The following is a 23,414-nucleotide window of genomic DNA, read 5'->3' on the forward strand; positions in this document are numbered from 1 at the left end:
GGTGGCCCCCGCGGAGGCTGTAGCGTGGCGGACGGAGACCGTAACAACACCGCGCGCACCGCGGGCAGAAACGACGGCGAGGACTGATGGCACAGACGCAGCGCTCTCAGGGCCCGTCCGACCCCGAGGCGACTGGCGGCGGCATGTCAGACGCGCCGGAGATGTGGGGCAACGGCGGGCTCGTCGGCGACGGCCGCTACCGGCTCACGCACCGGCTGGGCCGGGGCGGCATGGCCGAGGTGTTCGCGGCCGAGGACGTCCGTCTGGGCCGGACGGTCGCGGTCAAGCTGCTCCGCGCGGACCTGGCCGAGGACCCGGTCTCCAAGGCCCGTTTCACCCGCGAGGCACAGTCGGTCGCCGGCCTCAACCACCACGCGATCGTCGCCGTGTACGACTCCGGCGAGGACACGGTGGGCGGCCAGTCCGTGCCGTACATCGTCATGGAGCTGGTCGAGGGCCGCACCATCCGCGACCTGCTGATGAACGCCGAGGCGCCGGGCCCCGAGCAGGCCCTGATCATCGTCTCCGGCGTGCTGGAGGCGCTCGCCTACTCGCATCAGCACGGCATCGTCCACCGGGACATCAAGCCCGCGAACGTGATCATCACGCACAGCGGTGCCGTCAAGGTGATGGACTTCGGCATCGCCCGCGCCCTGCACGGCGCGTCGACGACGATGACGCAGACCGGCATGGTCATGGGCACCCCGCAGTACCTCTCCCCGGAGCAGGCGCTCGGCAAGGCCGTCGACCACCGCTCCGACCTGTACGCCACCGGCTGCCTGCTGTACGAACTCCTCGCGCTGCGGCCCCCCTTCACCGGCGAGACCCCGCTGTCGGTGGTCTACCAGCACGTCCAGGACATGCCGGTGCCGCCGTCGCAGGTGTCCGACGGGGCCTGCCCGCCGGAGCTGGACGGCCTGGTCATGCGCTCCCTCGCCAAGGAGCCCGACGACCGGTTCCAGACGGCCGAGGAGATGCGCGGGCTCGTCCAGTACGGGCTGCAGATGCTCTACGACCAGGGCGGGCACACCGGCACCTGGAACACCGGGCCGGTGGAGACGCACGACGGCCGGCAGACCCCGGCGGGCGGCTTCGCCGGGACGGCCGTCATGCCGCACCCGGCGGACGCCTCGGGCACCGCGCAGATCCCGCAGCCGGTCCTGCCCGCGGGCTACGGCAGCGGTGACGACGGCGGCTTCGAGGGGCACGGCAACAAGGGCGGCGGGCGCGGCAAGCTGTGGCTCCTCGCCGTGTTCGCGGTCATCGCGATCGCGGCGGGCGTGGCGCTGGCGGTGAAGGGCGCGGGCGGCAGCGGCGGCGACGACACCGACGTCCAGCCGACGAAGACGCACTCCAAGAGCACCAAGCACGAGTCGCCCACCCCGACCCCGTCCGACGACAAGACCGACCAGGGCCCCTCGGACCCCGAGACGGGCACCGGCTCCGGCACGGGCACCGGCTCCGGCTGGCCGCCGGCGACCACGCCGTCGTACACCCCGTCGAAGACGGCCAGTTCCACCCCGAGCACCGAGCCGTCGCAGCCGCAGACCTCGCAGTCGCAGCCGACGGACCCGACGAACGGCGGCACGGACGCGGGCACCGGTGACACCGGTGGCACGGATGCCGGCACCGGTGACGCCGGCGGCACGGACGCGGGCACCGGTGACGTCGGCGGCACGGACGCGGGCACCACGACGGACGGCAGCACCGGTACGACCACCGGTTGAAGGACACCCACGGTGGCCGGGACGGCGTCCCCCTGAGGTGACACCGCCCGCACGGGGCTGCTCGTCCGTCGGGGACTCCGGGCCCGGCGCCTATTGCACGAACGCGTCGCACACCGCGTCGTACTCGCGGGTCCACCACACCGCGAGGGCCGACGCGGCCGGGAACTGGGTGTCCGCGCGCGTGTCGCCGCGCTCGTAGTGCCAGCGCAGCATCCAGAAGTCGTTCAGCCGTTCCCACCACACCCGGTGCACGGCCGCCGCCAGCTCGGAGGGCGTGGCGCCGGCCGCGCGCCGGTACGCGCGCGCGTAGGCACGCACTTTCGACAGGTCCAGGGTTCCCCCGGGCGCCACGAAGAAGATCACGGCGGCGCGTACGGCCTCTTCCGCGCGCGGCTGCACACCGAGCCGGTCCCAGTCCACGATGGCGGCCGGGGCGTCGTCCTTGTAGAGCAGGTTGAACGGGTGGAAGTCGCCGTGCACCCAGCCCACCGAACCCCCGCGCGGCGGGCGCCGGTCCGCGTGCTGTTCCAGGAGCGCGCGGCGTTCCAGCAGCCGGTGCCGGGCGAGTTCGTCGAAGGCGTCGGCGGGGCGGTGGCGGTGCACATGGGCGAGCAGGTCGTCGATGAGGGCGAAGGTGTCGGCCGGGTCCGCGCTCTCCACCGGGTGGGGGCTCGTCGCCGGGCGCGTGCGCCCTTTGGGGGGCATCACGCGTTCCAGGCAGGCGTGCACGGCGCCCAGCAGCGCCCCCAGGCGCCCGCTCTCCCCGCGGGTGAGCTGGCCGCCGTGCCGGTGCCTGCCGTCGATCCAGGGGTGCAGGGCGTAGGCGTGGCCTCCGACGACGGCGACGGTGCGGCCCCCGCGGTGCGCGAGCGGTACGGCGACCGGGACGCCGAGGTCGGCGAGGCGCTGGGTGGCCAGGTGCCGGCGTTCGATGGCGGCCGGGTCGGCGGTGTCCGGGTCGAAATGGTGCTTGAGGAAGTAACGGCCGCTCGTGGTGCACAGCCGGTAGCCGCGGTTGAGCAGGCCCTGGTCGACCGGCTCACAGGTGAGGGCGGTGCCGGCGGCGTACAGGCGGAGCAGGGCGCCCAGGGGGAGTGCGTGGGGCACGGGGGGTGGTACACATGAGCGCGGCACGCGCCAGATGCTAGGGCACGCGCGGACCCTGTGAGCTGGGGCTTGTCACAGTCAGTCGCCGGTGGTCGCTTTCGGTCACGAGATGGGCTTTTCTGTCGGTGTGGGGAGCCCTGGCGAGGGCTCCCCCCCGGTGCGGCCCCCGGCTTCCTCCGCGCACGGCCGAAGCCCTCATCCGTATGCAGTAGAAATAGCGGGACTTTTCCGCTTTCGTGTGCGAGGCCGGTCTCACATGAAACTCTTCCCGTGACCTGGGTGCGCGGGATAACGTGCGGGTGCTCCGGACTGCCGCAAGGCTGTGACCAGCGCGCTTTCACACCACCTCGATTTACTTGGAAATCCAAGCAAAATCGCAGGTCAAACGGGGTTTCACAGAAATGTGGGGCACTGGGTAACGTGATGGTTGCAGGGCGCTCGCCGGGGCACCTGTCACGCCTGTTCCCGGCCGAGTGGCACCCACCCCGTGCCCGGTGGTCGAAACAGGTGAGCCGCACTGGCCTACCGGCAACCCCGGGGGCCGGAACGACGGAGGAGCACACGTGACCGTGGAGAGCAGTGCCGCGCGCAAGCCGCGACGCACCGCCGCAGGCAAGGCCGGCACCACCGGCGGCAAGACCGGCACCACCGGCGCCGCGACCGGGGCCACCGGCACCAAGCGCACCACCCGTACCACCCGCAGCACCGTCAAGAAGAGCACCGAGCCGGAGCTCGTCCAGCTGCTGACGCCCGAGGGTAAGCGGGTCAAGAACGCCGAGTACGACGCCTACGTCGCCGGCATCACCCCCGAAGAGCTGCGCGGCCTGTACCGCGACATGGTGCTCACCCGCCGCTTCGACGCCGAGGCCACCGCCCTGCAGCGCCAGGGCGAACTGGGCCTGTGGGCCTCCCTGCTGGGTCAGGAGGCCGCCCAGATCGGTTCCGGCCGGGCCACCCGCGAGGACGACTACGTCTTCCCGACCTACCGCGAGCACGGCGTCGCCTGGTGCCGCGGCGTCGACCCGACCAACCTGCTCGGCATGTTCCGGGGCGTGAACAACGGCGGCTGGGACCCGAACAGCAACAACTTCCACCTGTACACGATCGTCATCGGCTCCCAGACGCTGCACGCCACCGGCTACGCGATGGGCGTGGCCAAGGACGGCGCGGACTCGGCGGTCATCGCCTACTTCGGCGACGGCGCCTCCAGCCAGGGTGACGTCGCCGAATCGTTCACCTTCTCCGCGGTCTACAACGCCCCCGTGGTGTTCTTCTGCCAGAACAACCAGTGGGCGATCTCCGAGCCGACCGAGCGCCAGACCCGCGTCCCGCTCTACCAGCGCGCGCAGGGCTACGGCTTCCCCGGTGTCCGGGTCGACGGCAACGACGTCCTGGCCTGCCTCGCGGTCACCAAGTGGGCGCTGGAGCGCGCCCGCAACGGCGAGGGCCCCACCCTGGTCGAGGCCTACACCTACCGCATGGGCGCCCACACCACCTCCGACGACCCCACCCGCTACCGGGGCGACGAGGAGCGGCTGGCCTGGGAGGCCAAGGACCCGATCCTGCGCCTCCGCCGGTACCTGGAGGCGTCACACCACGCGGACGAGGGATTCTTCGCGGAACTCGAGACCGAGTCCGAGGCGTTGGGCAGACGAGTGCGCGAAGCGGTCCGCGCCATGCCCGACCCGGACCACTTCGCCATCTTCGAGAACGTGTACGCGGACGGGCACGCGCTCGTCGACGAGGAGCGCGCCCAGTTCGCCGCCTACCAGGCGTCGTTCGCCGATGAAGGGGGTCACTGAGATGGCCGAGAAGATGGCGATGGCCAAGGCCATCAACGAGTCGCTGCGCCGTGCCCTGGACACCGACCCCAAGGTGCTGATCATGGGCGAGGACGTCGGCAAGCTCGGCGGCGTCTTCCGGGTGACGGACGGACTCCAGAAGGACTTCGGCGACAGCCGGGTCATCGACACCCCGCTCGCCGAGTCCGGCATCGTCGGCACCGCCATCGGCCTGGCCCTGCGCGGCTACCGGCCGGTGGTGGAGATCCAGTTCGACGGCTTCGTCTTCCCGGCCTACGACCAGATCGTCACCCAGCTCGCCAAGATGCACGCCCGCTCGCTGGGCAAGGTCAAGCTGCCGGTCGTCGTCCGCATCCCCTACGGCGGCGGCATCGGCGCGGTCGAGCACCACTCGGAGTCGCCGGAAGCGCTGTTCGCGCACGTGGCCGGCCTGAAGATCGTCTCCCCGTCGAACGCGTCGGACGCGTACTGGATGATGCAGCAGGCCATCCAGAGCGACGACCCGGTGATCTACTTCGAGCCCAAGCGGCGCTACTGGGACAAGGCCGAGGTCGACTTCGAGGCGATCCCCGCCCCGCTGCACAAGGCGCGCGTGGTCCGCGAGGGCACCGACCTGACCCTGGCGGCCTACGGCCCCATGGTGAAGCTGTGCCAGGAAGTGGCGGACGCGGCGGCCGAGGAGGGCAAGTCCCTGGAGGTCCTGGACCTGCGTTCGGTCAGCCCCCTCGACTTCGACTCCGTCCAGGCCTCGGTGGAGAAGACCCGCCGCCTGGTCGTGGTGCACGAGGCACCGGTGTTCTTCGGCTCCGGCGCGGAGATCGCCGCGCGGATCACCGAGCGCTGCTTCTACCACCTGGAGGCACCGGTCCTGCGGGTCGGCGGCTACCACGCCCCGTACCCGCCGGCGCGCCTGGAGGAGGAGTACCTGCCGGACCTGGACCGTGTGCTCGACGCCGTCGACCGCTCGCTGGCGTACTGAGGAGAGGGTCGTGACGACGATGACGGAAGCGTCCGTACGCGAGTTCAAGATGCCCGACGTGGGCGAGGGGCTCACCGAGGCCGAGATCCTCAAGTGGTACGTCAAGCCGGGCGACACGGTGACGGACGGCCAGGTGGTCTGCGAGGTGGAGACGGCGAAGGCGGCCGTCGAACTGCCCATCCCCTACGACGGCGTGGTCCGCGAACTGCACTTCCCCGAGGGCACCACGGTGGACGTGGGCACGCCCATCATCGCGGTGGCCCTGGCCGGCGGCGCCGCGCCCCAGGAGCCCGCCGAGCAGTCGGCGGCGGCACCCGCGGCGCCGCAGGCCGCGCCGGCCCAGCCGAAGGACGAGCCGAAGCCGCAGGGCCGCCAGCCGGTCCTCGTCGGCTACGGCGTGGCGACGTCCTCCACCAGGCGCCGTCCGCGCAAGGGGACCGAGGCCACCGTCCCGGCGCCGGCGCAGGCGGTCCAGGCGGAGCTGAACGGCCACGGCGGCGCGGTCGCGGAGAGGCCCCGCCCGCTGGCCAAGCCGCCGGTGCGCAAGCTGGCCAAGGACCTGGGCGTCGACCTGGCCGCGATCATCCCGTCCGGCCCGGACGGCATCATCACCCGTGAGGACGTCCACGCGGCGGCCACGCCCCCGACGGCCGAGCCCACGGCCCCGGTCGCGGCGGCCCCGGCGGCCCCCGCGGTCCCGGCTCCCGTGGCGTCGTCGTACGACACCGCGCGCGAGACCCGCATCCCGGTCAAGGGCGTCCGCAAGGCCACCGCGCAGGCGATGGTCGGCTCGGCGTTCACCGCGCCGCACGTCACCGAGTTCGTGACGGTGGACGTGACCCGCACGATGAAGCTGGTCGAGGAGCTGAAGCAGGACAAGGAGATGCAGGGCCTGCGGGTCAACCCGCTCCTGCTGATCGCCAAGGCCCTGCTGGTCGCCATCAAGCGCAACCCGGACATCAACGCGTCCTGGGACGAGGCGAACCAGGAGATCGTGCGCAAGCACTACGTCAACCTGGGCATCGCCGCGGCCACCCCGCGCGGCCTGATCGTCCCGAACATCAAGGACGCGCAGGACAAGACGCTCCCGCAGCTGGCGCAGGCGCTGGGCCAGCTGGTGTCCACGGCCCGCGAGGGCAAGACCTCCCCCGCGGCGATGCAGGGCGGCACGGTGACCATCACCAACGTCGGCGTCTTCGGCGTCGACACGGGCACCCCGATCCTCAACCCGGGCGAGTCGGCGATCCTCGCGGTCGGCGCGATCAAGCTCCAGCCGTGGGTCCACAAGGGCAAGGTGAAGCCGCGTCAGGTCACAACGCTCGCCCTGAGCTTCGACCACCGCCTGGTGGACGGCGAGCTGGGCTCGAAGGTGCTCGCGGACGTCGCGGCGATCCTGGAGCAGCCGAAGAGGTTGATCACCTGGGCGTGAAAGCCCGTCTCCGGACGGTGGCGTCGGAGGCATCGAGGGGGCGGCCGCAGCGTCCGCGTGCGGCCGCCCCCGCTCCCCGCCCCGGCTGAACGTCCGTCCATGTGAGGGAACGGCCGGCCCAGCCGTGGGAGTGCGGCCTCCCCGTCACCGGGCCCCTGGCTCGGAAGCGAGCCGCAGGGCGTTGAGCAAGGCCGCGCCCCGTTCGGCGTCGTCCGCGCTCACCGCGAAGTCGGTACGGCGTCCCCGGGGACGTACGACCAGGCAGTCGCCGGCGCGGAGCATGACCGTCGTACCGAGGCCGCTGAGGCGGTAGCCCCAGCCGCCGACCTGGGACGGCAGTCGTCGCTCGGCGCGGGCGGACTCGATGGCCACCGGGGCCCAGCGGCGGGCGGGCCAGCCGAGCGGGCCGAACGACACCTGAAGTCCCGCCTCCGACACCTTCGCCTGGACCGAGGAGAACGCCGCGCCGCTGACGGAGACCGCGGCGCAGGCCACGCACACCGGCCACAGTCCGGCGGGGCTCGCCAGGCCGACGGCCAGCGCCACCACCGAGCCGACGGCGATCAGGCCCGCCACCGCCGCCAGCAGTTGCAGCCAAGGGTTGGCCACACGGGAGAACCACACCAGCCGTTCGCCCTCGGGCAGCTCCAGTTCGGGGGGCGCGGTGGCCGGCAACGCGGTGGGGCGGCTGGTGAACCGCCAGGTCAGCGCGCCGACGATCGCTGCCGCGGCCAGGGACACCGCGACGTCGAGGAACGGGAGGCGGGCGTCGTGCCAGTCCGCCCGGTCCAGGTTCGCGCGGACCACGCAGACCTGTGCGCCGACGAGCAGCGTCGCCGTGGGCGCCAGCGTCAGCGCCCGCCAGGGCCGTACGGCCGGCCAGGAGCGGCGCCATCGCACGCTCACCGCGAGGGTGATCACGAGCCAGACGCACGCCGGGAAGAGGGACGCCGCCCACAGGGGCATCGAGTCGTCGGGGGCGACGCCGACCCAGTGGGTCGCCAGGCGGTCCGGGAGCCGGCCGTACGCGGCCCAGGGCAGGCCGGCGAGCACGGCCGTGACGGCCGCTGCCGAGCCGATGAGCCACCAGCGCGCCGCACGGTCGCGGGGCGCGCGCCCGCTGCCTTTCCCCGTCATGCCGGTCGTGCCCGTCACGCCAACCCCCGGATCATGTCGATGAGATCGGTGCGGCTGTAGCCCAGCCGGGACGCCTCCGCCACCAGTTCCCGCACCCGGAGCTGCAAGCCGGAGCGCCGGGCCGCGCCCTCGGCGACCGTGATGCCCCGGCCCCGGCGGAATTCCAGCAGGCCCTCGTCCCGCAGCTCGCGCAGTCCGCGCAGGACGGTGTTGACGTTGATGTCGAGGGCCGTGGAGAGATCGCGGGCCGAGGGCAGCCGGTCGCCGGCGCGGCACTCGCCCTCGGCGATGGCCCGCCGGATCGCCGCGGCGACCTGCTCGTGCAGAGGACGGGTGTCGGTCTTGTCCAGACGCAGCAACATGGTGCTAATGACGCTAGCACCATGCGTGCCATCGTGACACTACGCGCAGCAAAGAGGGCCCGTCGCTGTCCGCGACGGGCCCTGTGACCGGAAGGGTCGTCAGCCGAGCTTGGCGAAGCCGTAGTTGAGGAGCTTCTTCGCGTCCGTCTCGCGCTGGGCGATGGAGGAGGAGGCGAGGACGGTGCCGATGACGGTCTTGCCGTTCCGGGTCGCGGCGAAGACCAGGCAGTACTTGGCCTCCGGGCCGGAACCGGTCTTCACGCCGATGGTGCCGCTGTAGCTGCTGAGGAGCCCGTTGGTGTTCTTCCACGGGTTCATCGTGCGGGTGCTGCCCGTCTTGGTGATCGTCTTGGCGGTGTACGACTTCGTCTTGACGATCGTGCGGAACGTGGAGCTCTTCATCGCGCTGCTGGCGATCTTCGTCAGGTCGCGCGGCGTCGAGTAGTTGGAGCCGTTGCCGATGCCGTCGAACGAGTCGAAGTGGGTGTTCTTCAGGCCCAGGTTCTTGGCGGCGGTGTTCATCTTGCCGATGAAGGACTTCACCCGCGCGGCCCGCGTGGAGCCGGAGCCGAACTTGTCGGCCAGCGCGTAGGCGGCGTCGCAGCCGGACGGCAGCATCAGGCCGTACAGCAGCTGACGCACGGTCACCTTGTCGCCGACGATCAGGTGGGCCTGGGAGGCGTTGTTCTTGACGACGTAGTCGCTGTACGCCTTCTGGATCGTGACCTTGGCATCCAGGTTCAGGTTCGGCTGCGCGAGCACGACCTTGGCCGTCATGATCTTGGTGGTGGAGCCGGTGGAGCGCTTGGTGTCCGCCGCCTTCCCGTACAGCGTCTTGGCGTTGGCGTTGTTCATCACGAACCCGCCCTTGGCCACGATCGACGGCGCGGTGACGGCCTGAGCGGGCGCTGCGGTGAGGGCACCGGTCGCGAGCAGCGCGCCGGAGGTGACGGCGACGGCAGTTGCTCTGCGGAGGCGGATGCCCTTGATGCCGGTAATCAAAGTGATATACCTCGAATGTCTTGAATGCCCCTGGAATGCGGCCGAGTTGAGGTGGCAAGCGGGAGGGGGCCGCGTAGGTGTGACACGTAAGTAGCACAGAAGGTTGCGCGGCCGCTGCGAGAGACGTTCGTCACGTCCGCATGATGGACGGTCCTGCCCTTGCGTACGTGTTGTATCTATGCTGTGGACATGAACACGGCCGTCGAGCAGTCCGCCCCGCAGTCCCTCAAGCCGCCACCCGCCGCCGACCGCGTGTACGCCCACGTCAAGCAGGGTGTGCTCGACCGCCGCTACGAGGGTGGCACCCTGCTCACCGAGGGTGAGCTGGCCGAGGCGGTCGGCGTCTCGCGCACGCCCGTCCGGGAGGCGCTGCTGCGGCTGGAGGTCGAGGGCCTCATCCGGCTCTACCCGAAGAAGGGCGCCCTGGTCCTGCCGGTCTCCGCGCAGGAGATCGCCGACGTGGTGGAGACCCGGCTGCTGGTCGAGGAGCACGCGGCCCGCAAGGCCGTACCCGCGCCCCCGGGGCTGCTGGAGCGGCTGGCCGAGCTGCTGGAACAGCAGAAGGCGCAGGCCGCGGCCGGTGATCTGGCCGCCGCCGCGGTGACCGACCGGTGCTTCCACGCCGAGATCGTCCGCAGCGGGGGCAACGAGATCCTCTCCCGGCTCTACGACCAGCTGCGCGACCGGCAGCTGCGGATGGGCGTCGCCGTCATGCACTCCCACCCCGACCGGATCGCCAAGACGCTCGCCGAGCACGAGGAGATCCTGGACGCGCTGCGCGCCGGCGACGCGGAGGCGGCCGTCGGGGTCGTGCACCGGCACGTGGGCTGGTTCTCGCACCTGGCACGGGGGGAGGTCCGATGAGCCTCGCGGGGCGCAACACCACCCTCCCCGGTGACCCGCCCGGCGGACGCCGGGCCGTCGCCGTGTGGTCCATCGGGGTGGCCGTCTACTTCGTCGCCGTCATCTTCCGTACGTCCCTGGGCGTGGCAGGCCTCGACGCGGCCGACCGCTTCCACGTGGGCGCCTCCGCGCTGTCCACGTTCTCCATCCTCCAGCTGCTGGTCTACGCGGGCATGCAGATACCCGTCGGCCTGCTCGTGGACCACCTCGGCACCAAGAAGGTGCTGAGCATCGGGGCGGTGCTCTTCACCGCGGGACAGCTGGGCTTCGCCTTCTCCCCCTCGTACGGCACCGCGCTCGCCTCCCGGGCGCTGCTGGGCTGCGGCGACGCGATGACCTTCATCAGTGTGCTGCGGCTCGGCACCCGCTGGTTCCCGGCCCGCCGCGGGCCGCTGGTCGCGCAGCTCGCGGGCCTGGTCGGCATGGCGGGCAACCTGGTCTCGACCCTGGTCCTGTCCCGGCTGCTGCACGGCATCGGCTGGACCCCGGCGTTCGCCGGCAGCGCGGTGGCGGGCGGGGTCGTCCTCGTGCTCACCCTGCTGTTCCTGAAGGACCACCCCGAGGGGCAGGAGCCGGAGCCGTCCCCGCACCGGGGCGCGGCTTACGTCCGCCGGCAGATCGCCGCGTCCTGGCGGGAGCCGGGCACCCGCCTGGGCCTGTGGGTGCACTTCACCACCCAGTTCCCGGCGATGGTGTTCCTGCTGCTGTGGGGCCTGCCGTTCCTGGTGGAGGCGCAGGGCCTCAGCCGCGCCACGGCTGGCGAGCTGCTCACGCTCGTCGTGCTGTCCAACATGGTGATCGGCCTGGTCTACGGCCAGATCGTCGCCCGGCACCACGCCGCGCGGCTGCCGCTGGCGCTGGGCACGGTGGCCGCGACCGCACTGCTGTGGGCGGCGACCCTCGCCTATCCCGGTGAGCACGCGCCGATGTGGCTGCTGCTGGTGCTGTGCGCGGTGCTCGGCGCGTGCGGACCGGCGTCGATGCTCGGCTTCGACTTCGCCCGGCCGGCCAACCCGCCCGAGCGACAGGGCACGGCGTCCGGCATCACCAACATGGGTGGCTTCGTCGCCTCGATGACGACGCTCCTCGCGATCGGCGTGCTGCTGGACGCGACCGGGGACGACTACACCGTGGCGTTCAGCGCCGTGTTCGTGCTCCAGGCGCTCGGGATCGGTCAGATCCTGCGGTTGCGGGGGCGGGCGGCCCGGCGGGAGCGGGAGCGGTTGGTCGCCAGCCGGGTGGAGACGGTGCACGTGCCCGCGGCGTGAGCCGCGGGTTCTCGCGCCTGCCCGTCCGTCTCCCGCCGGCCGGGAGGCCGGCCGGACGCCGGACGCCGTAACGCCGTTACGTCATCACGCCGTCACACCGCCACGCCGTCACACCGTCACGCCGTCACCGCGAAGTGGCGCAGGATGGCCGCCGCCAGGTCCTGGTCGCCCTCCGTCTTCACCCGGTCCGCCACCGCCTCGGGGCTCACGCGGCCGCAGGCCAGGCGGACATAGGTCTCCCAGTCGAGGGTGAGGGTGGCCGCGGGGCCGAGGGCGGGGGCGGTCTCCACGGTGCCGCGGCCCTGGATGTCGACGCGGACCGTGCGCAGGAACTCGACCGGGCCGTGCACGTCGAACACGATCGCCGAGCTGCGCGGGGCGTCCGCGTCGTGGGCGACGACCTTGGGCAGCGCCTCCAGCAGGACGTCCCGGGCGACGTACGCGCCCGGCGAGTCCAGGTTGCCGGGGCGGCCGAGGGCGGCGCGCAGGTCCTGCTCGTGCACCCACACGTCGAACGCCCGGGCCCGGTAGGCCTGTTCCAGGGTGATCTCCTTGCCCAGCGGCCCGCGCACCTTGGTGGCGGGGTCCCGGGCCTCGTTCCGCAGCTGGCGGTTGCGGCGGATGACCGTGTACTCCAGCTCGGCCGTCATCTCCGGCGCCGTGTGGTGGCGGCGGACGTCGACCTGCATCTCCATGTAGCGCTGGTGCTCGGTGGTGACGTGGAAGAGGTCGCGCGGCAGGGAGTGGATGGGGCGCGGGTCGCCGAGCATCTCGCAGTCCAGGCCGATGACATGGGACACGATGTCCCGCACCGACCAGCCGGGGCAGGGCGTCCGCCGGTTCCACTCGCCCTCGACGAGCGACTGCACCATCTCGGATATCGCTTCGATGGAGTGGGTCCAGGCGTCGGCGTAGGGCTGGAGGGTGGGATGCAGACTCACGGAACGGACCCCTCGGCGGTCGGTACACGGGCAGGTTGTGGCGGCACGGCCAGCGGGCGGCTGCACTTCGGCGGGTGTCTTGAGAGTCCCAGGTTCTCGGCTTCGCTCGAACTGGGGGCACCCCCAAGTTACGCTGCTGAAGGCACCCCGGCAGTGCTTTCGTGTGACGATCGTAGGCCTGTGTGGACGACTCGAATGCCAGGACGGTGGTAGTGTGCGCGCCTCGCTGATCCAGATCGCCGTGGACGAGGGCGAACCGGTCGACTCCCGGCGCCGGCGCGCGGCAGCGCTGGTGCGGGAGCAGAGCGGAGCCGACCTCGTCGTCCTGCCCGAACTGTGGACCACCGGAGCCTTCGCCTTCGAGGAGTTCGGCCGTGCGGCCGAGCCGCTCGAAGGGCCGACGTACGAGGCGATGGCCAAGGCGGCGAGCGACGCGGGCGTGTGGCTGCACGCCGGCTCCGTCCCCGAGCGGGACCCCGACGGGCCCCTCTACAACACGTCCCTCCTCTTCACCCCCTCCGGTGAGCTGGCCGCGGCCTACCGCAAGATCCACCGCTTCGGCTTCGACAAGGGCGAGGCGGTGCTGATGGGCGCGGGCCGTGACCTGGTGACGGTCCGCCTGCCCGGTACCACGCTGGGCCTGGCCACCTGCTACGACCTCCGTTTCCCCGAACTCTTCCGCGGACTCGTCGACGCCGGCGCCGAGACGCTGGTGATCCCGGCGGGCTGGCCCGAGCGGCGGCGCGCGCACTGGACGCTGCTGGCTCAGGCGCGGGCGGTGGAGAACCAGGCGTTCGTGCTCGCCTGTGGAACGGCCGGGACCCACGCGGGAGTTCCGCAGGCGGGTCACTCGATCGTGGTGGATCCGTGGGGCGAGGTGCTCGCCGAGGCCGGCCCCGGGGAAGAGGTCCTCACGGTCGACCTGGACCCGGCGAAGGTGGCCGCCACCCGCGAACAGTTCCCCGCGCTCAAGGACCGCGTGCTGGGCCTCGAACCACCCCGGCGCCGCGGCTAGAACCCGTCAGTCCTCCTCCCCCTCCTTCTCGGCGAGGTGGATCACGCACACCGCCACGGCGATGAGCAGCGCCGGGTCGGCGTCCTCCCGTACGACGTCCACACCGTAGGTGTCGCGGACGCTCAGCCAGCGGCGGGAGATCACCGCGAGGAGTTCGCCGTCGTACTCGACGGCGAACTCGCGGTCCAGGATCTTTCCGCTGACGTCGAGTTCGGTGCCGTCCACCAGGGAGACCCGGTAGTGGTTGCGCAGCAGGGACAGCCGCTTGCGCCGGATCCTGGCCAGGGGCTCGCCGTCGCGCTGGATCACCATGGTGTCGCGCAGGGCGAACATCTTCTGGTGGATGTCGATCAGGACCCGCCCGTCGGTGTCCTTCAGCTCGAAGGTGTCCCGCAGGCGCATCGCCTTGCCGTCGACGAGGAACACCTTCCGGCCGTGTTCGTCCTCGATCCACCAGTCGTCACCGATGCCGAGGATCCGGTCGCGCACGAGGAATCTCATAGGGGTCATGCTTCCCCGGCGGGGGGCGATCGTCACAGGATGTGCCGGTTCGTCAGGTCGGCCCGGTGGGTCGCGGAAGGGAGGGGAAGCGATGGGTCCGATCAGGCGGGCAGGTGTGGCGGCCATGGGGGCGGCCCTGCTCACGGCAGGCGCCGGGTGCTCGTACGGGGAGCCCTGCGCCGGTTATGACGTCGTGTCCGGGGTCGGTGTGCTGTTCGACCGGCAGGGGTACGGCGATCTCACGGGCGGGTCCTACGAGCTGTGCGCGCGGGGCGCGTGTGCGAAGGGCACACTGCGGCGGGAGCGCATCATGGGGGCCTGGTGACCAAGGTCCCGAAGGCGCTGTCGGACGCCTGGGGCGAGCAGGTCAGGACGCAGGCGACCGGGGACCCGGAGCCGTCCGTGCCGTCCGTGCCGTCCGGGCCATCATGACCTGGTCCTTCCGGCCGGCCGCACCGTCCGCGGGCGCCGTCCCGAACCGCCTGCGGTACTCCGAGGGGCTCAGCCCCGTCTCCCGCCGCAGCCGCGCCCGCAGATTGGCCGCCGTACCCAGGCCGCTGCGCGCCGCCACGACGTCCAGCCGCTCCTCACCCCGCTCGATGAGCCGGCACGCCAGCGCCACCCGCTCCGCGGTGAGCCAGGCCAGCGGTGTCGTACCCAGCTGGCTGGGGAAACGGCGGTGCAGCGTGGCGGGGCTGACCGCGGCGCGGGACGCCAGGCCGGCCACCGTCAACGGCTCGCCCAGCCGCTCCAGCGCCCACGCCAGCAGCGGGCCGAGGGACTCGTCGGGCACCTCGGGCACCGGCCGCTCCACGAACTGCCGCTGACCGCCGTCCCGGTGCGCGGCGAAGACGAGCCGCCGGGAGACGTGGTTGGCGATCTCCGCACCGTGGTCCCGGCGGACCATGTGCAGGCCGAGGTCGAGCGCGGAGGCGCTGCCGGAGGCGGTGAGGATGTCGCCGTCGTCCACGAAGAGCACGTCCGGTTCCAGGCGCACCTCGGGGAAACGGGACCGGAAGGAGTCCGCCCACATCCAGTGACAGGCCGCGCGGCGCCCGTCCAGCAGCCCGGCCTCCGCGAGGGTGAACGCGCCCGAGCAGAAGCCGACGAGGCGGGCGCCACGCGCGTGTGCCCGGCGTACGACGTCCAGGATCCGCTCCGCGCGCGGGACCTCGGTGTCCGGGCGGTTCGGCACGATCAGCGTGTCGGCCTCCTCGGCGGCCTCCAGACCGGCGACTCCGCCGAGCGTGAAGAATCCGTCCCGCATCCGGGTGTGCGGCTCGGCCGCGCACAGCCGGAAGTCGTACAGGTCCCGTCCCAGCTCCGGCCGCGGCAGCCCGAAGACCTCGATGGCGCAGCTCATCTCGAAGGGGTTGGAGTTCTCGTCGACCACCAGGACGACACGGTGAGAGGATCCTTGCGGCATGTGCGATTCCTAGCACTCGTGCGGCGCCCCCGTCACCCGCACGATGAGCGCATGGAACCGATCTCCCTGGAGGCGGCCCTCGCCTCCTTCTCCGAGCGGTGGAGCCCCCGCATCGTCACCGCCGTCAACGACTACGACGTCCGTGTCGCGAAGGTGGAGGGCGAACACCTCTGGCACACCCACGAACACACCGACGAGTTCTTCCTGGTCCTGACCGGCGAACTGCGCATCGGCCTGCGCGAGCCGGCCGGCGAACGCACGGTGGTCCTGCCCAAGGGCTCGGTGTTCACCGTCCCGCGCGGCACCGAGCACAAGCCGTACGCGCCCGTGCCCACCGAGATCCTGCTCTTCGAGCCCACCGGGACGCTGACCGTCGGCGACCGGCACGAGGACGTCCCGGGCCACGTGGACGCGACCACGGGTCACGCGCTCTCCTGACCGGGCGCCGGAATCCACGGGAACACCGGGTGTGTGCGGGGCGAACTTCCGGGGTCCGCGGGTGAGTCGGCCAACCGGCGGGCCCGCCCGCGAGTCGAACGGTGCGGAAGGCCGGTGGAAGCCGGCCGACAGACCCGCCCGTCCTCCGGAGGTCCGCCATGCCCGCTCGCCCGCACCGCCGCCGGCCCGTCCGCGCGCTCGCCCTGGCCCTCGGCACGGCCGCCCTGGCGGTGCCGTCCGCCCTGGCCGGCACCGCGTCGGCGGCCACCTCGCCCGCCACCGCCGCGGTCAACCAGTACGACTGGCAGCTCACCTACCAGGCCGCCCCCGGCCAGGCCAACAAGGCCACCGTCACCGCCTCCCTGACCGCCGACCGCTCGGGCATCACCTACGTGATCGACGACACCGTCACGATCAAGGCGGGCCACGGCTGCGCCCACCCGGACGGCGCGGACCTGACGAAGGTCTCCTGCACGGTCACCAGCCTCGACAGCCAGGACCCGTACGCCGCCCTCGTCGTGAACCTCGGTGACCGCGACGACACCCTCGCCTACAAGAACGCCACCGACCAGATCTACTACTACGCCCAGATCTCCCTGGGGTCCGGCAACGACGGGGCGACCGACTCCGGCCGCCTCGACGGCGCCTACGTCTCGGGCGACGCGGGCGACGACAGGCTCACGGTCGGCAAGGAGGGCCTGGCCTGGGGCGGCGACGGGAACGACACGATCGACGCGGGCGGCGGCGACAACATCGTGCGGGGCGGCAAGGGCGACGACGTGCTGCACGGCGGCAGCGGAGCGCAGTACCTGGCCGGTGACGACGGCAGGGACACGATCACCGGCGGCACCGGCGACGACACCCTGTACGGCGGCAAGGGCGACGACGTCCTGTACGGCAACAGCGGCAACGACAAGCTGTACGGCAACAGCGGGAACGACAGGCTCTACGGCGGCCCGGGCCGGGACACGCTCTCCGGCGGACCCGGCCGGAACGTGATCCACCAGGACTGAGGTCCGGCCACGGGCAATTCCCACCGGGACCGGGTTGTCCACAGGCGCCGGAACGGCTGTCGGCGCCAGGTGGCACCCTTGGAGCCATGACCCACTCCGCACCCCGACGCGCCCGAGTCCGCGCCCCCGAGCTGATCGGCAAGGGCGGCTGGCTGAACACGGGAGACCAGCAGTACACCCTCGCCGACCTGCGCGGGCGCATCGTCGTCCTGGACTTCTGGACCTTCTGCTGCATCAACTGCCTGCACGTCCTGGACGAGCTGCGCGAGCTGGAGGAGAAGCACCGGGACACGCTCGTGGTGATCGGGGTGCACTCGCCGAAGTTCGTGCACGAGGCCGAGCACCAGGCGGTCGTGGACGCCGTGGAGCGCTACGGCGTGGCCCACCCGGTCCTGGACGACCCCGAGCTGGCCACCTGGAAGCAGTACGCGGTGCGCGCGTGGCCGACGCTCGTGGTGATCGACCCCGAGGGGTACGTCGTCGCGCAGCACGCGGGCGAGGGTCACGCGCACGCCATCGAGCGGCTGGTCGGGGAACTGGAGGCCGAGCACGAGGCGAAGGGCACCCTGCGTCGGGGCGACGGTCCCTATGTGCCGCCGGAGCCCGAGCCGACGACGCTGCGCTTCCCCGGCAAGGCGCTGCTGCTGCCCTCGGGGAACTTCCTGGTCAGCGACACCACCCGGCACCAGCTGGTGGAGCTGGCGGAGGACGCCGAGACCGTCGTGCGGCGCCTCGGCTCCGGCACGCGCGGATTCGCCGACGGCGGCCCGCGGGAGGCGTCCTTCAACGAGCCGCAGGGCCTCGCGCTCCTCGACGACGGTTCGGTGGTGGTCGCCGACACCGTCAACCACGCCCTGCGCCGCCTGGACCCGGTCACCGGCGAGGTGACCACCCTGGCGGGCACCGGCAAGCAGTGGTGGCAGGGCTCGGCGACCTCCGGCCCGGCGCGTGAGGTGGACCTCTCCTCCCCGTGGGACGTGGCGGTCTTCGGCGGCAAGGTGTGGATCGCGATGGCCGGCGTCCACCAGCTGTGGACCTACGACCCGGCCGCGCGCACGGTCGCCGTGGCGGCGGGCACCACCAACGAGGGCCTGGTGGACGGGCCCGCGGCCGAGGCCTGGTTCGCCCAGCCCTCCGGCCTCGCGGCCACCGCCGACCGGCTCTGGCTCGCCGACTCCGAGACGAGCGCTCTGCGCTGGGTCGACCTCGACGGGCAGGTGCACACCGCCGTCGGCACCGGCCTGTTCGACTTCGGTCACCGGGACGGCGCCGCCGGCCAGGCCCTGTTCCAGCACCCGCTCGGCGTGACGGCCCTGCCGGACGGCTCGGTCGCCGTCGCCGACACCTACAACCACGCCCTGCGCCGCTACGACCCGGCGACCGGCGAGGTCACCACGCTCGCCACCGACCTGCGCGAGCCCAGCGACGCCGTCCTGGCGGGCGAGGACATCGTGGTCGTGGAATCGGCCCGGCACCGGCTGACCCGGCTGCGGCTGCCGGAGGAGGCGGTGCGCGTGGCGTCGGTCGCCCACCGCACCCAGCGCGCCGCGACCGAGGTCGCTCCCGGCCGTCTGCGTCTGGAGGTGATCTTCCAGGCCCCGGCCGGCCAGAAGCTCGACACGCGCTACGGCCCCTCGACCCGGCTGCTGGTCTCCGCCACCCCGCCCGAGCTGCTGCTCAAGGGCGAGGGCGCGGACACCGACCTGTCCCGCGAGCTGGAACTGAACCCGTCGGTCACCGAGGGCGTCCTGCACGTCTCCGCGATGGCCGCCAGCTGCGACGACGACCCGGCCAACGAGTACCCCGCCTGCCACGTCCACCAGCAGGACTGGGGCGTCCCGCTCCACCTCACCGAGGGCGGGGCGGACCGGTTGCCGCTGGTGCTGGCGGGGATGGACGAGACCGCCCCCGGGCAGGGCTGAGCGGCGCGGCCGGCGGGCCGGTCGCCGGGAGCGGCTGAACCCACCTTCGGGAACAGGTGGGTTCAGCCGTCAGACGCCGTAGCCGTCCGAGTAGCCGTCGACGCGGTGGTGGCGCGGTTCCTCCTCCACCACCGGGGTCGTCGGCGGTACGACCACGCGGCGGCGGCGGGCTATGCCGCTGAACGTGGCGACGCCGATCAGGCCCACGGCCATGAGGATCAGGCCGACGACGGTGAGGTTCACGCCCTGCATGTGCCAGTCGGTCGCGAACGTCAGAATGGCCCCCACGGCGATGAGGATGATGCATCCGCCGAGACCCATGAGACCTCGCCTCCCCTTCTGGTTCCGGAATCTCCGGTGCCGTCCGGGTACCCGGCGAGGCCCCGACTAGCCCTCCAGGAAGGCGGTCAGGGCGTTCGCGAGCAGGAACGGGTCGTCGGCGCCGCACAGTTCACGGACGCTGTGCATGGAGAGGATCGCCACGCCGATGTCGACCGTGCGGATGCCGTGCCGGGCCGCGGTGATCGGGCCGATGGTGGTGCCGCACGGCATGGAGTTGTTGGAGACGAAGCTCTGGAAGGGGACGTTGGCCTTCTCGCAGGCCGCGGCGAACACCGCGCGCCCCGAACCGTCCGTGGCGTAGCGGTTGTTGACGTTGACCTTGAGGATCGGGCCGCCGTTGACCCGCGGGTGGTGCGTCGGGTCGTGCCGCTCGGCGTAGTTGGGGTGCACGGCGTGACCCGTGTCGGAGGACAGGCAGACGGTTCCGGCGAAGGCGCGGGCGCGGTCCTCGAACGACCCGCCGCGTGCGAGGACCGAGCGCTCCAGGACGGTTCCGAGGAGCGGGCCGTCCGCGCCGGTGTCCGACTGCGAGCCGTTCTCCTCGTGGTCGAAGGCGGCCAGCACCGGGATGCGGGTGAGCGCCGCGCCGGAGGTCGCCGCGGCGGCGAGGGCGGCGGCACCGGCGTGCACGGACAGCAGGTTGTCCATGCGCGGACCGGCGACCAGCTCGCGGTCCCGGCCGAGGTAGGCGGGCGGCTCCACCGGGTACGTCATCAGGTCCCAGCCGGTCACCGAGCCCGCCACCAGCCCGGCCTCCTGCTCCAGGAAGCCGATGAGATCGCCGTCCAGCACCTCGTTCCCGAGGCCCCACACCGGCTGGAGGTGCCGCTGCTTGTCGAGCTTGAGCCCCTCCGAGCTGACCGAACGGTCCAGGTGGATGGCGAGCTGCGGCACCCGCAGCAGCGGCCGGTCCACGTCGACCAGGACCGAGGAGCCGTCGCGCAGGCTCAGCCGGCCGGCCAGGCCCAGGTCCCGGTCCAGCCAGGAGTTCAGCAGCGGGCCGCCGTAGATCTCGACGGCGACCTGGCGCCAGCCGTGCGCCCCGCTGTCCGGGCGCGGCTTGACCCGGAGGTTCGGGGAGTCGGTGTGCGCACCGATGATGTGGAAGGGGGTGTGCGGCTCGGCACCCTCCGGCACGTACCAGGCCACGATCGCGCCGCCGCGCAGCACGTACTTGCCGCCGTACGTCCCGTCCCAGGCGTCCGTCTCCGACACCTGCCGGAAGCCCGCCTTCTCCAGCCGTGCGGCGGTGTTCGCCACGGCGTGGTACGGCGTCGGGCTCGCCGCCAGGAAGGACATCAGGTCGTCGGTGTGGCCGCGGTCGAAGCGGGCAGGTGCGCTCATGGATTCACCTTAACGACGTGCACGGGCCCGCTCCCGGTAAGGAGCGGGCCCGTGCGAGAGGAATCGACGGGGACGTCCGGAAGGTCCGGACGGGCCGCCTAGAAGGCCGCCTCGTCCAGCTCCATCAGGTCCAGCTCGACGCCCGCGGCGACCTTGCGGGCGAGCGTGACGCCCGGCAGGACGTTCGCCGCGAAGAACTTCGCCGCGGCGATCTTGCCGGTGTAGAAGGCCTTGTCCTTCGCCGAGGCCGTGGCCAGCTTCTCGGCGGCGATCGCGGCGCCCTTCAGCAGCAGGTAGCCGACGACGACGTCACCGGAGGCCATGAGCAGGCGGGTGGTGTTCAGGCCGACCTTGTAGATGTTCTTGGTGTCCTGCTCGGTGGCGGCGAGGTCGGTCAGCATCAGGCCGACGATCGCCTCCAGCTCCACGGCCGCCTTGGCCAGGTGCTCGCGGGCGCCGGCCAGCTCCTCGCCGCCGGTGCCGAGCGCCAGGAACTTCTTGATGTCCTCGGCGAGGGAGTTCAGCGCGGCGCCCTGGTTGCGGACGATCTTCCGGAAGAAGAAGTCCTGGCCCTGGATCGCCGTGGTGCCCTCGTACAGGGTGTCGATCTTGGAGTCCCGGATGTACTGCTCGATCGGGTACTCCTGGAGGAAGCCGGAGCCGCCGAAGGTCTGCAGGGACTGGGCGAGCAGCTCGTAGGCCTTCTCGGAGCCGTAGCCCTTGACGATCGGCAGGAGCAGGTCGTTCAGGGCGTGCTCGGCGGAGGCGTCCTCGCCGTTCGCCTCCTTGATCTGGATGGCGTCCTGGACCGAGGCGGTGTACATCACCAGGGCGCGCATGCCCTCGGCGTACGCCTTCTGCGTCATCAGCGAGCGGCGCACGTCGGGGTGGTGGGTGATGGTGACCTTGGGCGCGGTCTTGTCCATGAAGTTGGCCAGGTCCGGGCCCTGGACGCGCTCCTTGGCGTACTCCAGCGCGTTGAGGTAGCCGGTGGACAGCGTGGAGATCGCCTTCGTGCCGACCATCATGCGGGCGAACTCGATGATGCGGAACATCTGGCGGATGCCGTCGTGCTTGTCGCCGATCAGCCAGCCCTTGGCGGGGTGCTTGTCGCCGAAGGTCATCTCGCACGTGTTGGAGGCCTTCAGGCCCATCTTGTGCTCGACGTTGGTGGCGTAGACGCCGTTGCGCTCGCCCAGCTCGCCGGTCTCGAAGTCGAAGAGGTACTTCGGGACGAGGAAGAGGGACAGGCCCTTGGTGCCGGGGCCGGCGCCCTCGGGACGCGCGAGCACGTAGTGGAGGATGTTCTCCGACATGTCGTGCTCACCCGAGGTGATGAAGCGCTTCACGCCCTCGATGTGCCAGGAGCCGTCCTCCTGCTGGATCGCCTTGGTGCGGCCGGCGCCCACGTCGGAGCCCGCGTCGGGCTCGGTGAGCACCATCGTGGAGCCCCACTGCTTCTCCACGGCGATCTTCGCTATGTGCTTCTGGACCTCGTTGCCCTCCTCGAAGAGGATGCCGGCGAACGCGGGGCCGGAGGAGTACATCCACACGGCCGGGTTGGCGCCCAGGATCAGCTCGGCGTAGGCCCAGATCAGGGAGCGCGGCGAGGTGGTGCCGCCGATCTCCTCGGGCAGGCCGAGCCGCCAGTACTCGGAGTCCATGAAGGCCTGGTAGCTCTTCTTGAAGGACGCCGGGACGGGCGCGGTGTTGGTCTCCGGGTCGAAGACGGGCGGGTTGCGGTCGGCGTCGGCGAAGGACTCGGCCAGCTCGTTCTCGGAGAGGCGGGTCAGCTCCTCCAGGACGCTCTTGGCGGTCTCGACGTCCATCTCCTCGAACGGGCCGGTGCCGTACACCTTGTCGCGCCCCAGTACTTCGAAGAGGTTGAACTCGATGTCGCGGAGATTCGACTTGTAGTGCCCCATGGCGACGGCTCCGTTGAGGGATCGGCGAGGCACTTGCTCCTCGCACCTAGTTCACGTACCAACAAGTAGCTACGATGATGCTACCCGCCGGTAATAAGAAGCAACCCCTACCGGGCCAATGTGAGAAGGGTCTACTCCGCCGTGCCCGTGAACAGGCCGCCCTTCCTGCCGGTGCGCGGCGGAAGACGGGTGACCGCCCGGTATCCCTCCGTGTATTTCCCCCGCGCCCACCCCCGCCCCCGCTCTCGGTACGCTTGCGCGCATGTACGGATACGGCCAGCCCATGGACGGGGGTGCTGCCCAGCAGCAGTACGCCTCGTCGCAGCAGCAGATGCCGGGTGGTGTCGGCGGGTACGGCCAGCAGCCGCCGCTCTACCCGGAGCCGTCGCCGCCCTCGCTCGCGGACGCGGTGCGCGCCTTCACGACCGGGCAGATGTCCGCCGAGGACTTCCAGCAGATCTTCGCCACGTCGAAGGTGTACTGCCCGCGCGGCGACACCCCCGGCTTCCTGGCCCTGCACAACACCCAGCAGCCGGTGATCCCGATGTTCACCTCGCTCAAGGAACTGCGCCGGTACGCGGGCAAGGAGTCCAAGTACTTCGTCATCACGGGTGCCGAGGTGATCGACCTGCTGCCGACCGGCTACGGCTTCGTCCTGGACATGGAGGGCGAGCACCGGATGGTCTTCGACGCGAAGGCGGTCGAGCAGATGGTCGACTTCGCGATGCGCCGCATGTACGGCTAGACGCCCTTGCCGCTACGCCCACGCACGGTGAACCCGGAGGGAATGCCCTCCGGGTTTTCTCTGTTCTGGGTGGCAAGAAGTTCAAC

22 protein-coding genes are annotated in these 23,414 nt (G+C 71.6%); 12 read left to right on the forward strand and 10 right to left on the reverse strand.

The window, feature by feature from the left end:
- Nucleotides 1-86: 86 nt before the first annotated feature.
- Nucleotides 87-1,727, forward strand: coding sequence for a protein kinase (locus tag ABZV94_RS01160; protein WP_356335891.1), 1,641 nt, complete (start codon nt 87-89; stop codon nt 1,725-1,727).
- A 90-nt stretch (nt 1,728-1,817) separates the two neighbouring features.
- Here ABZV94_RS01160 and ABZV94_RS01165 read toward each other — a convergent pair whose 3' ends face one another.
- Nucleotides 1,818-2,834 carry a phosphotransferase gene (locus ABZV94_RS01165; RefSeq protein WP_356335893.1) on the reverse strand — a complete coding sequence of 339 codons (1,017 nt, stop codon included), beginning with the start codon at nt 2,832-2,834 and terminating at the stop codon, nt 1,818-1,820.
- 563 nt (nt 2,835-3,397) lie between these two features.
- Here ABZV94_RS01165 and pdhA point away from each other — a divergent pair.
- Genes pdhA through ABZV94_RS01180 form a run of 3 tightly spaced genes read left to right on the forward strand, consistent with a single transcriptional unit; the run spans nt 3,398 to nt 7,044 of the window.
- On the forward strand, nt 3,398-4,636 hold the full coding sequence (gene pdhA, locus ABZV94_RS01170; protein ID WP_356335895.1) for a pyruvate dehydrogenase (acetyl-transferring) E1 component subunit alpha: 1,239 nt from the start codon (nt 3,398-3,400) through the stop codon (nt 4,634-4,636).
- Nucleotide 4,637: 1 nt separating this feature from the next.
- Nucleotides 4,638-5,615 carry an alpha-ketoacid dehydrogenase subunit beta gene (locus ABZV94_RS01175; RefSeq protein WP_356335897.1) on the forward strand — a complete coding sequence of 326 codons (978 nt, stop codon included), beginning with the start codon at nt 4,638-4,640 and terminating at the stop codon, nt 5,613-5,615.
- A 10-nt stretch (nt 5,616-5,625) separates the two neighbouring features.
- Complete coding sequence (locus tag ABZV94_RS01180; RefSeq protein ID WP_356335898.1) at nt 5,626-7,044, forward strand: dihydrolipoamide acetyltransferase family protein; 1,419 nt, start codon at nt 5,626-5,628, stop codon at nt 7,042-7,044.
- 144 nt (nt 7,045-7,188) lie between these two features.
- On the opposite strand, the gene ABZV94_RS01185 is transcribed toward ABZV94_RS01180, so the two are convergent.
- The 3 genes from ABZV94_RS01185 to ABZV94_RS01195 form a co-directional block, all read right to left on the reverse strand.
- Nucleotides 7,189-8,199 carry a DUF1648 domain-containing protein gene (locus ABZV94_RS01185; RefSeq protein ID WP_356335900.1) on the reverse strand — a complete coding sequence of 337 codons (1,011 nt, stop codon included), beginning with the start codon at nt 8,197-8,199 and terminating at the stop codon, nt 7,189-7,191.
- Nucleotides 8,196-8,543, reverse strand: coding sequence for a GntR family transcriptional regulator (locus ABZV94_RS01190; protein ID WP_356335902.1), 348 nt, complete (start codon nt 8,541-8,543; stop codon nt 8,196-8,198). Before ABZV94_RS01190 ends, ABZV94_RS01185 begins: the two co-directional genes overlap by 4 nt.
- A gap of 99 nt (nt 8,544-8,642) precedes the next feature.
- Nucleotides 8,643-9,545: a D-alanyl-D-alanine carboxypeptidase gene (locus ABZV94_RS01195; protein ID WP_356335903.1), complete on the reverse strand. Its 903-nt coding sequence runs from the start codon at nt 9,543-9,545 to the stop codon at nt 8,643-8,645.
- A gap of 189 nt (nt 9,546-9,734) precedes the next feature.
- Between ABZV94_RS01195 and ABZV94_RS01200 the strand changes: the two genes are divergently transcribed.
- Both ABZV94_RS01200 and ABZV94_RS01205 read left to right on the forward strand, forming a co-directional pair.
- A complete protein-coding gene (locus ABZV94_RS01200) occupies nt 9,735-10,409 on the forward strand; it encodes a GntR family transcriptional regulator (protein WP_356335905.1) in 675 nt (224 codons plus the stop codon).
- Nucleotides 10,406-11,716: an MFS transporter gene (locus ABZV94_RS01205; protein WP_356335907.1), complete on the forward strand. Its 1,311-nt coding sequence runs from the start codon at nt 10,406-10,408 to the stop codon at nt 11,714-11,716. Before ABZV94_RS01200 ends, ABZV94_RS01205 begins: the two co-directional genes overlap by 4 nt.
- 116 nt (nt 11,717-11,832) lie before the next feature.
- On the opposite strand, the gene ABZV94_RS01210 is transcribed toward ABZV94_RS01205, so the two are convergent.
- Entirely contained in the window at nt 11,833-12,657 is an 825-nt protein-coding gene (locus tag ABZV94_RS01210; RefSeq protein WP_356335909.1) for a maleylpyruvate isomerase family mycothiol-dependent enzyme, read from the reverse strand.
- Between the two features lie 214 nt (nt 12,658-12,871).
- Here ABZV94_RS01210 and ABZV94_RS01215 point away from each other — a divergent pair, with 214 nt between their 5' ends.
- Nucleotides 12,872-13,672, forward strand: a complete 801-nt coding sequence (locus ABZV94_RS01215; RefSeq protein ID WP_356335911.1) for a carbon-nitrogen family hydrolase — start codon at nt 12,872-12,874, stop codon at nt 13,670-13,672.
- Nucleotides 13,673-13,678: 6 nt separating this feature from the next.
- Here ABZV94_RS01215 and ABZV94_RS01220 read toward each other — a convergent pair whose 3' ends face one another.
- Nucleotides 13,679-14,173, reverse strand: a complete 495-nt coding sequence (locus tag ABZV94_RS01220; protein ID WP_356335965.1) for an LURP-one-related family protein — start codon at nt 14,171-14,173, stop codon at nt 13,679-13,681.
- A 91-nt stretch (nt 14,174-14,264) separates the two neighbouring features.
- Between ABZV94_RS01220 and ABZV94_RS01225 the strand changes: the two genes are divergently transcribed.
- A complete protein-coding gene (locus tag ABZV94_RS01225) occupies nt 14,265-14,498 on the forward strand; it encodes a hypothetical protein (protein WP_356335913.1) in 234 nt (77 codons plus the stop codon).
- Between the two features lie 42 nt (nt 14,499-14,540).
- Here ABZV94_RS01225 and ABZV94_RS01230 read toward each other — a convergent pair whose 3' ends face one another.
- Nucleotides 14,541-15,599 (reverse strand): helix-turn-helix domain-containing protein, encoded by a 1,059-nt coding sequence (locus ABZV94_RS01230; RefSeq protein WP_356335915.1) that lies wholly within the window; start codon nt 15,597-15,599, stop codon nt 14,541-14,543.
- A gap of 51 nt (nt 15,600-15,650) precedes the next feature.
- Here ABZV94_RS01230 and ABZV94_RS01235 point away from each other — a divergent pair, with 51 nt between their 5' ends.
- From ABZV94_RS01235 to ABZV94_RS01245, 3 genes are all read left to right on the forward strand, one after another.
- Entirely contained in the window at nt 15,651-16,037 is a 387-nt protein-coding gene (locus ABZV94_RS01235) for a cupin domain-containing protein (protein ID WP_356335917.1), read from the forward strand.
- 158 nt (nt 16,038-16,195) lie between these two features.
- Entirely contained in the window at nt 16,196-17,050 is an 855-nt protein-coding gene (locus tag ABZV94_RS01240; RefSeq protein WP_356335919.1) for a calcium-binding protein, read from the forward strand.
- Nucleotides 17,051-17,136: 86 nt separating this feature from the next.
- Nucleotides 17,137-18,972, forward strand: a complete 1,836-nt coding sequence (locus tag ABZV94_RS01245; protein WP_356335920.1) for a thioredoxin-like domain-containing protein — start codon at nt 17,137-17,139, stop codon at nt 18,970-18,972.
- A 69-nt stretch (nt 18,973-19,041) separates the two neighbouring features.
- Here the strand turns inward: ABZV94_RS01245 and ABZV94_RS01250 are convergent, their stop codons facing one another.
- The 3 genes from ABZV94_RS01250 to ABZV94_RS01260 all read right to left on the reverse strand — a co-directional run bounded on the left by ABZV94_RS01250 (nt 19,042) and on the right by ABZV94_RS01260 (nt 22,583).
- A complete protein-coding gene (locus tag ABZV94_RS01250; protein ID WP_014673852.1) occupies nt 19,042-19,293 on the reverse strand; it encodes a DUF6458 family protein in 252 nt (83 codons plus the stop codon).
- 66 nt (nt 19,294-19,359) lie between these two features.
- A complete protein-coding gene (locus ABZV94_RS01255; RefSeq protein ID WP_356335922.1) occupies nt 19,360-20,658 on the reverse strand; it encodes a M18 family aminopeptidase in 1,299 nt (432 codons plus the stop codon).
- 98 nt (nt 20,659-20,756) lie between these two features.
- Nucleotides 20,757-22,583, reverse strand: coding sequence for an acyl-CoA dehydrogenase (locus ABZV94_RS01260; protein ID WP_356335966.1), 1,827 nt, complete (start codon nt 22,581-22,583; stop codon nt 20,757-20,759).
- Nucleotides 22,584-22,845: 262 nt separating this feature from the next.
- Between ABZV94_RS01260 and ABZV94_RS01265 the strand changes: the two genes are divergently transcribed.
- The gene (locus tag ABZV94_RS01265; RefSeq protein ID WP_103813517.1) at nt 22,846-23,328 is read left to right on the forward strand and encodes an SseB family protein; all 483 of its coding nucleotides are present in this window, start codon (nt 22,846-22,848) and stop codon (nt 23,326-23,328) included.
- Nucleotides 23,329-23,414 lie beyond the last annotated feature (86 nt).

The sequence above is a fragment of the Streptomyces sp. NPDC004658 genome (assembly GCF_040609555.1).
Taxonomy (GTDB): Bacteria; Actinomycetota; Actinomycetes; order Streptomycetales; family Streptomycetaceae; genus Streptomyces.

What these genes read in the sequence shown, in the direction of transcription:
- ABZV94_RS01160 (WP_356335891.1), top strand. Translation starts at nt 87, where the DNA reads ATGGCACAGACGCAGCGCTCTCAGGGCCCGTCCGACCCCGAGGCGACT.
- ABZV94_RS01175 (WP_356335897.1), top strand. Translation starts at nt 4,638, where the DNA reads ATGGCCGAGAAGATGGCGATGGCCAAGGCCATCAACGAGTCGCTGCGC.
- ABZV94_RS01190 (WP_356335902.1), bottom strand. Translation starts at nt 8,543, where the DNA reads ATGTTGCTGCGTCTGGACAAGACCGACACCCGTCCTCTGCACGAGCAG.
- ABZV94_RS01200 (WP_356335905.1), top strand. Translation starts at nt 9,735, where the DNA reads ATGAACACGGCCGTCGAGCAGTCCGCCCCGCAGTCCCTCAAGCCGCCA.
- ABZV94_RS01205 (WP_356335907.1), top strand. Translation starts at nt 10,406, where the DNA reads ATGAGCCTCGCGGGGCGCAACACCACCCTCCCCGGTGACCCGCCCGGC.
- ABZV94_RS01220 (WP_356335965.1), bottom strand. Translation starts at nt 14,173, where the DNA reads ATGAGATTCCTCGTGCGCGACCGGATCCTCGGCATCGGTGACGACTGG.
- ABZV94_RS01225 (WP_356335913.1), top strand. Translation starts at nt 14,265, where the DNA reads ATGGGTCCGATCAGGCGGGCAGGTGTGGCGGCCATGGGGGCGGCCCTG.
- ABZV94_RS01230 (WP_356335915.1), bottom strand. Translation starts at nt 15,599, where the DNA reads ATGCCGCAAGGATCCTCTCACCGTGTCGTCCTGGTGGTCGACGAGAAC.
- ABZV94_RS01235 (WP_356335917.1), top strand. Translation starts at nt 15,651, where the DNA reads ATGGAACCGATCTCCCTGGAGGCGGCCCTCGCCTCCTTCTCCGAGCGG.
- ABZV94_RS01240 (WP_356335919.1), top strand. Translation starts at nt 16,196, where the DNA reads ATGCCCGCTCGCCCGCACCGCCGCCGGCCCGTCCGCGCGCTCGCCCTG.
- ABZV94_RS01245 (WP_356335920.1), top strand. Translation starts at nt 17,137, where the DNA reads ATGACCCACTCCGCACCCCGACGCGCCCGAGTCCGCGCCCCCGAGCTG.
- ABZV94_RS01250 (WP_014673852.1), bottom strand. Translation starts at nt 19,293, where the DNA reads ATGGGTCTCGGCGGATGCATCATCCTCATCGCCGTGGGGGCCATTCTG.
- ABZV94_RS01255 (WP_356335922.1), bottom strand. Translation starts at nt 20,658, where the DNA reads ATGAGCGCACCTGCCCGCTTCGACCGCGGCCACACCGACGACCTGATG.
- ABZV94_RS01260 (WP_356335966.1), bottom strand. Translation starts at nt 22,583, where the DNA reads ATGGGGCACTACAAGTCGAATCTCCGCGACATCGAGTTCAACCTCTTC.
- ABZV94_RS01265 (WP_103813517.1), top strand. Translation starts at nt 22,846, where the DNA reads ATGTACGGATACGGCCAGCCCATGGACGGGGGTGCTGCCCAGCAGCAG.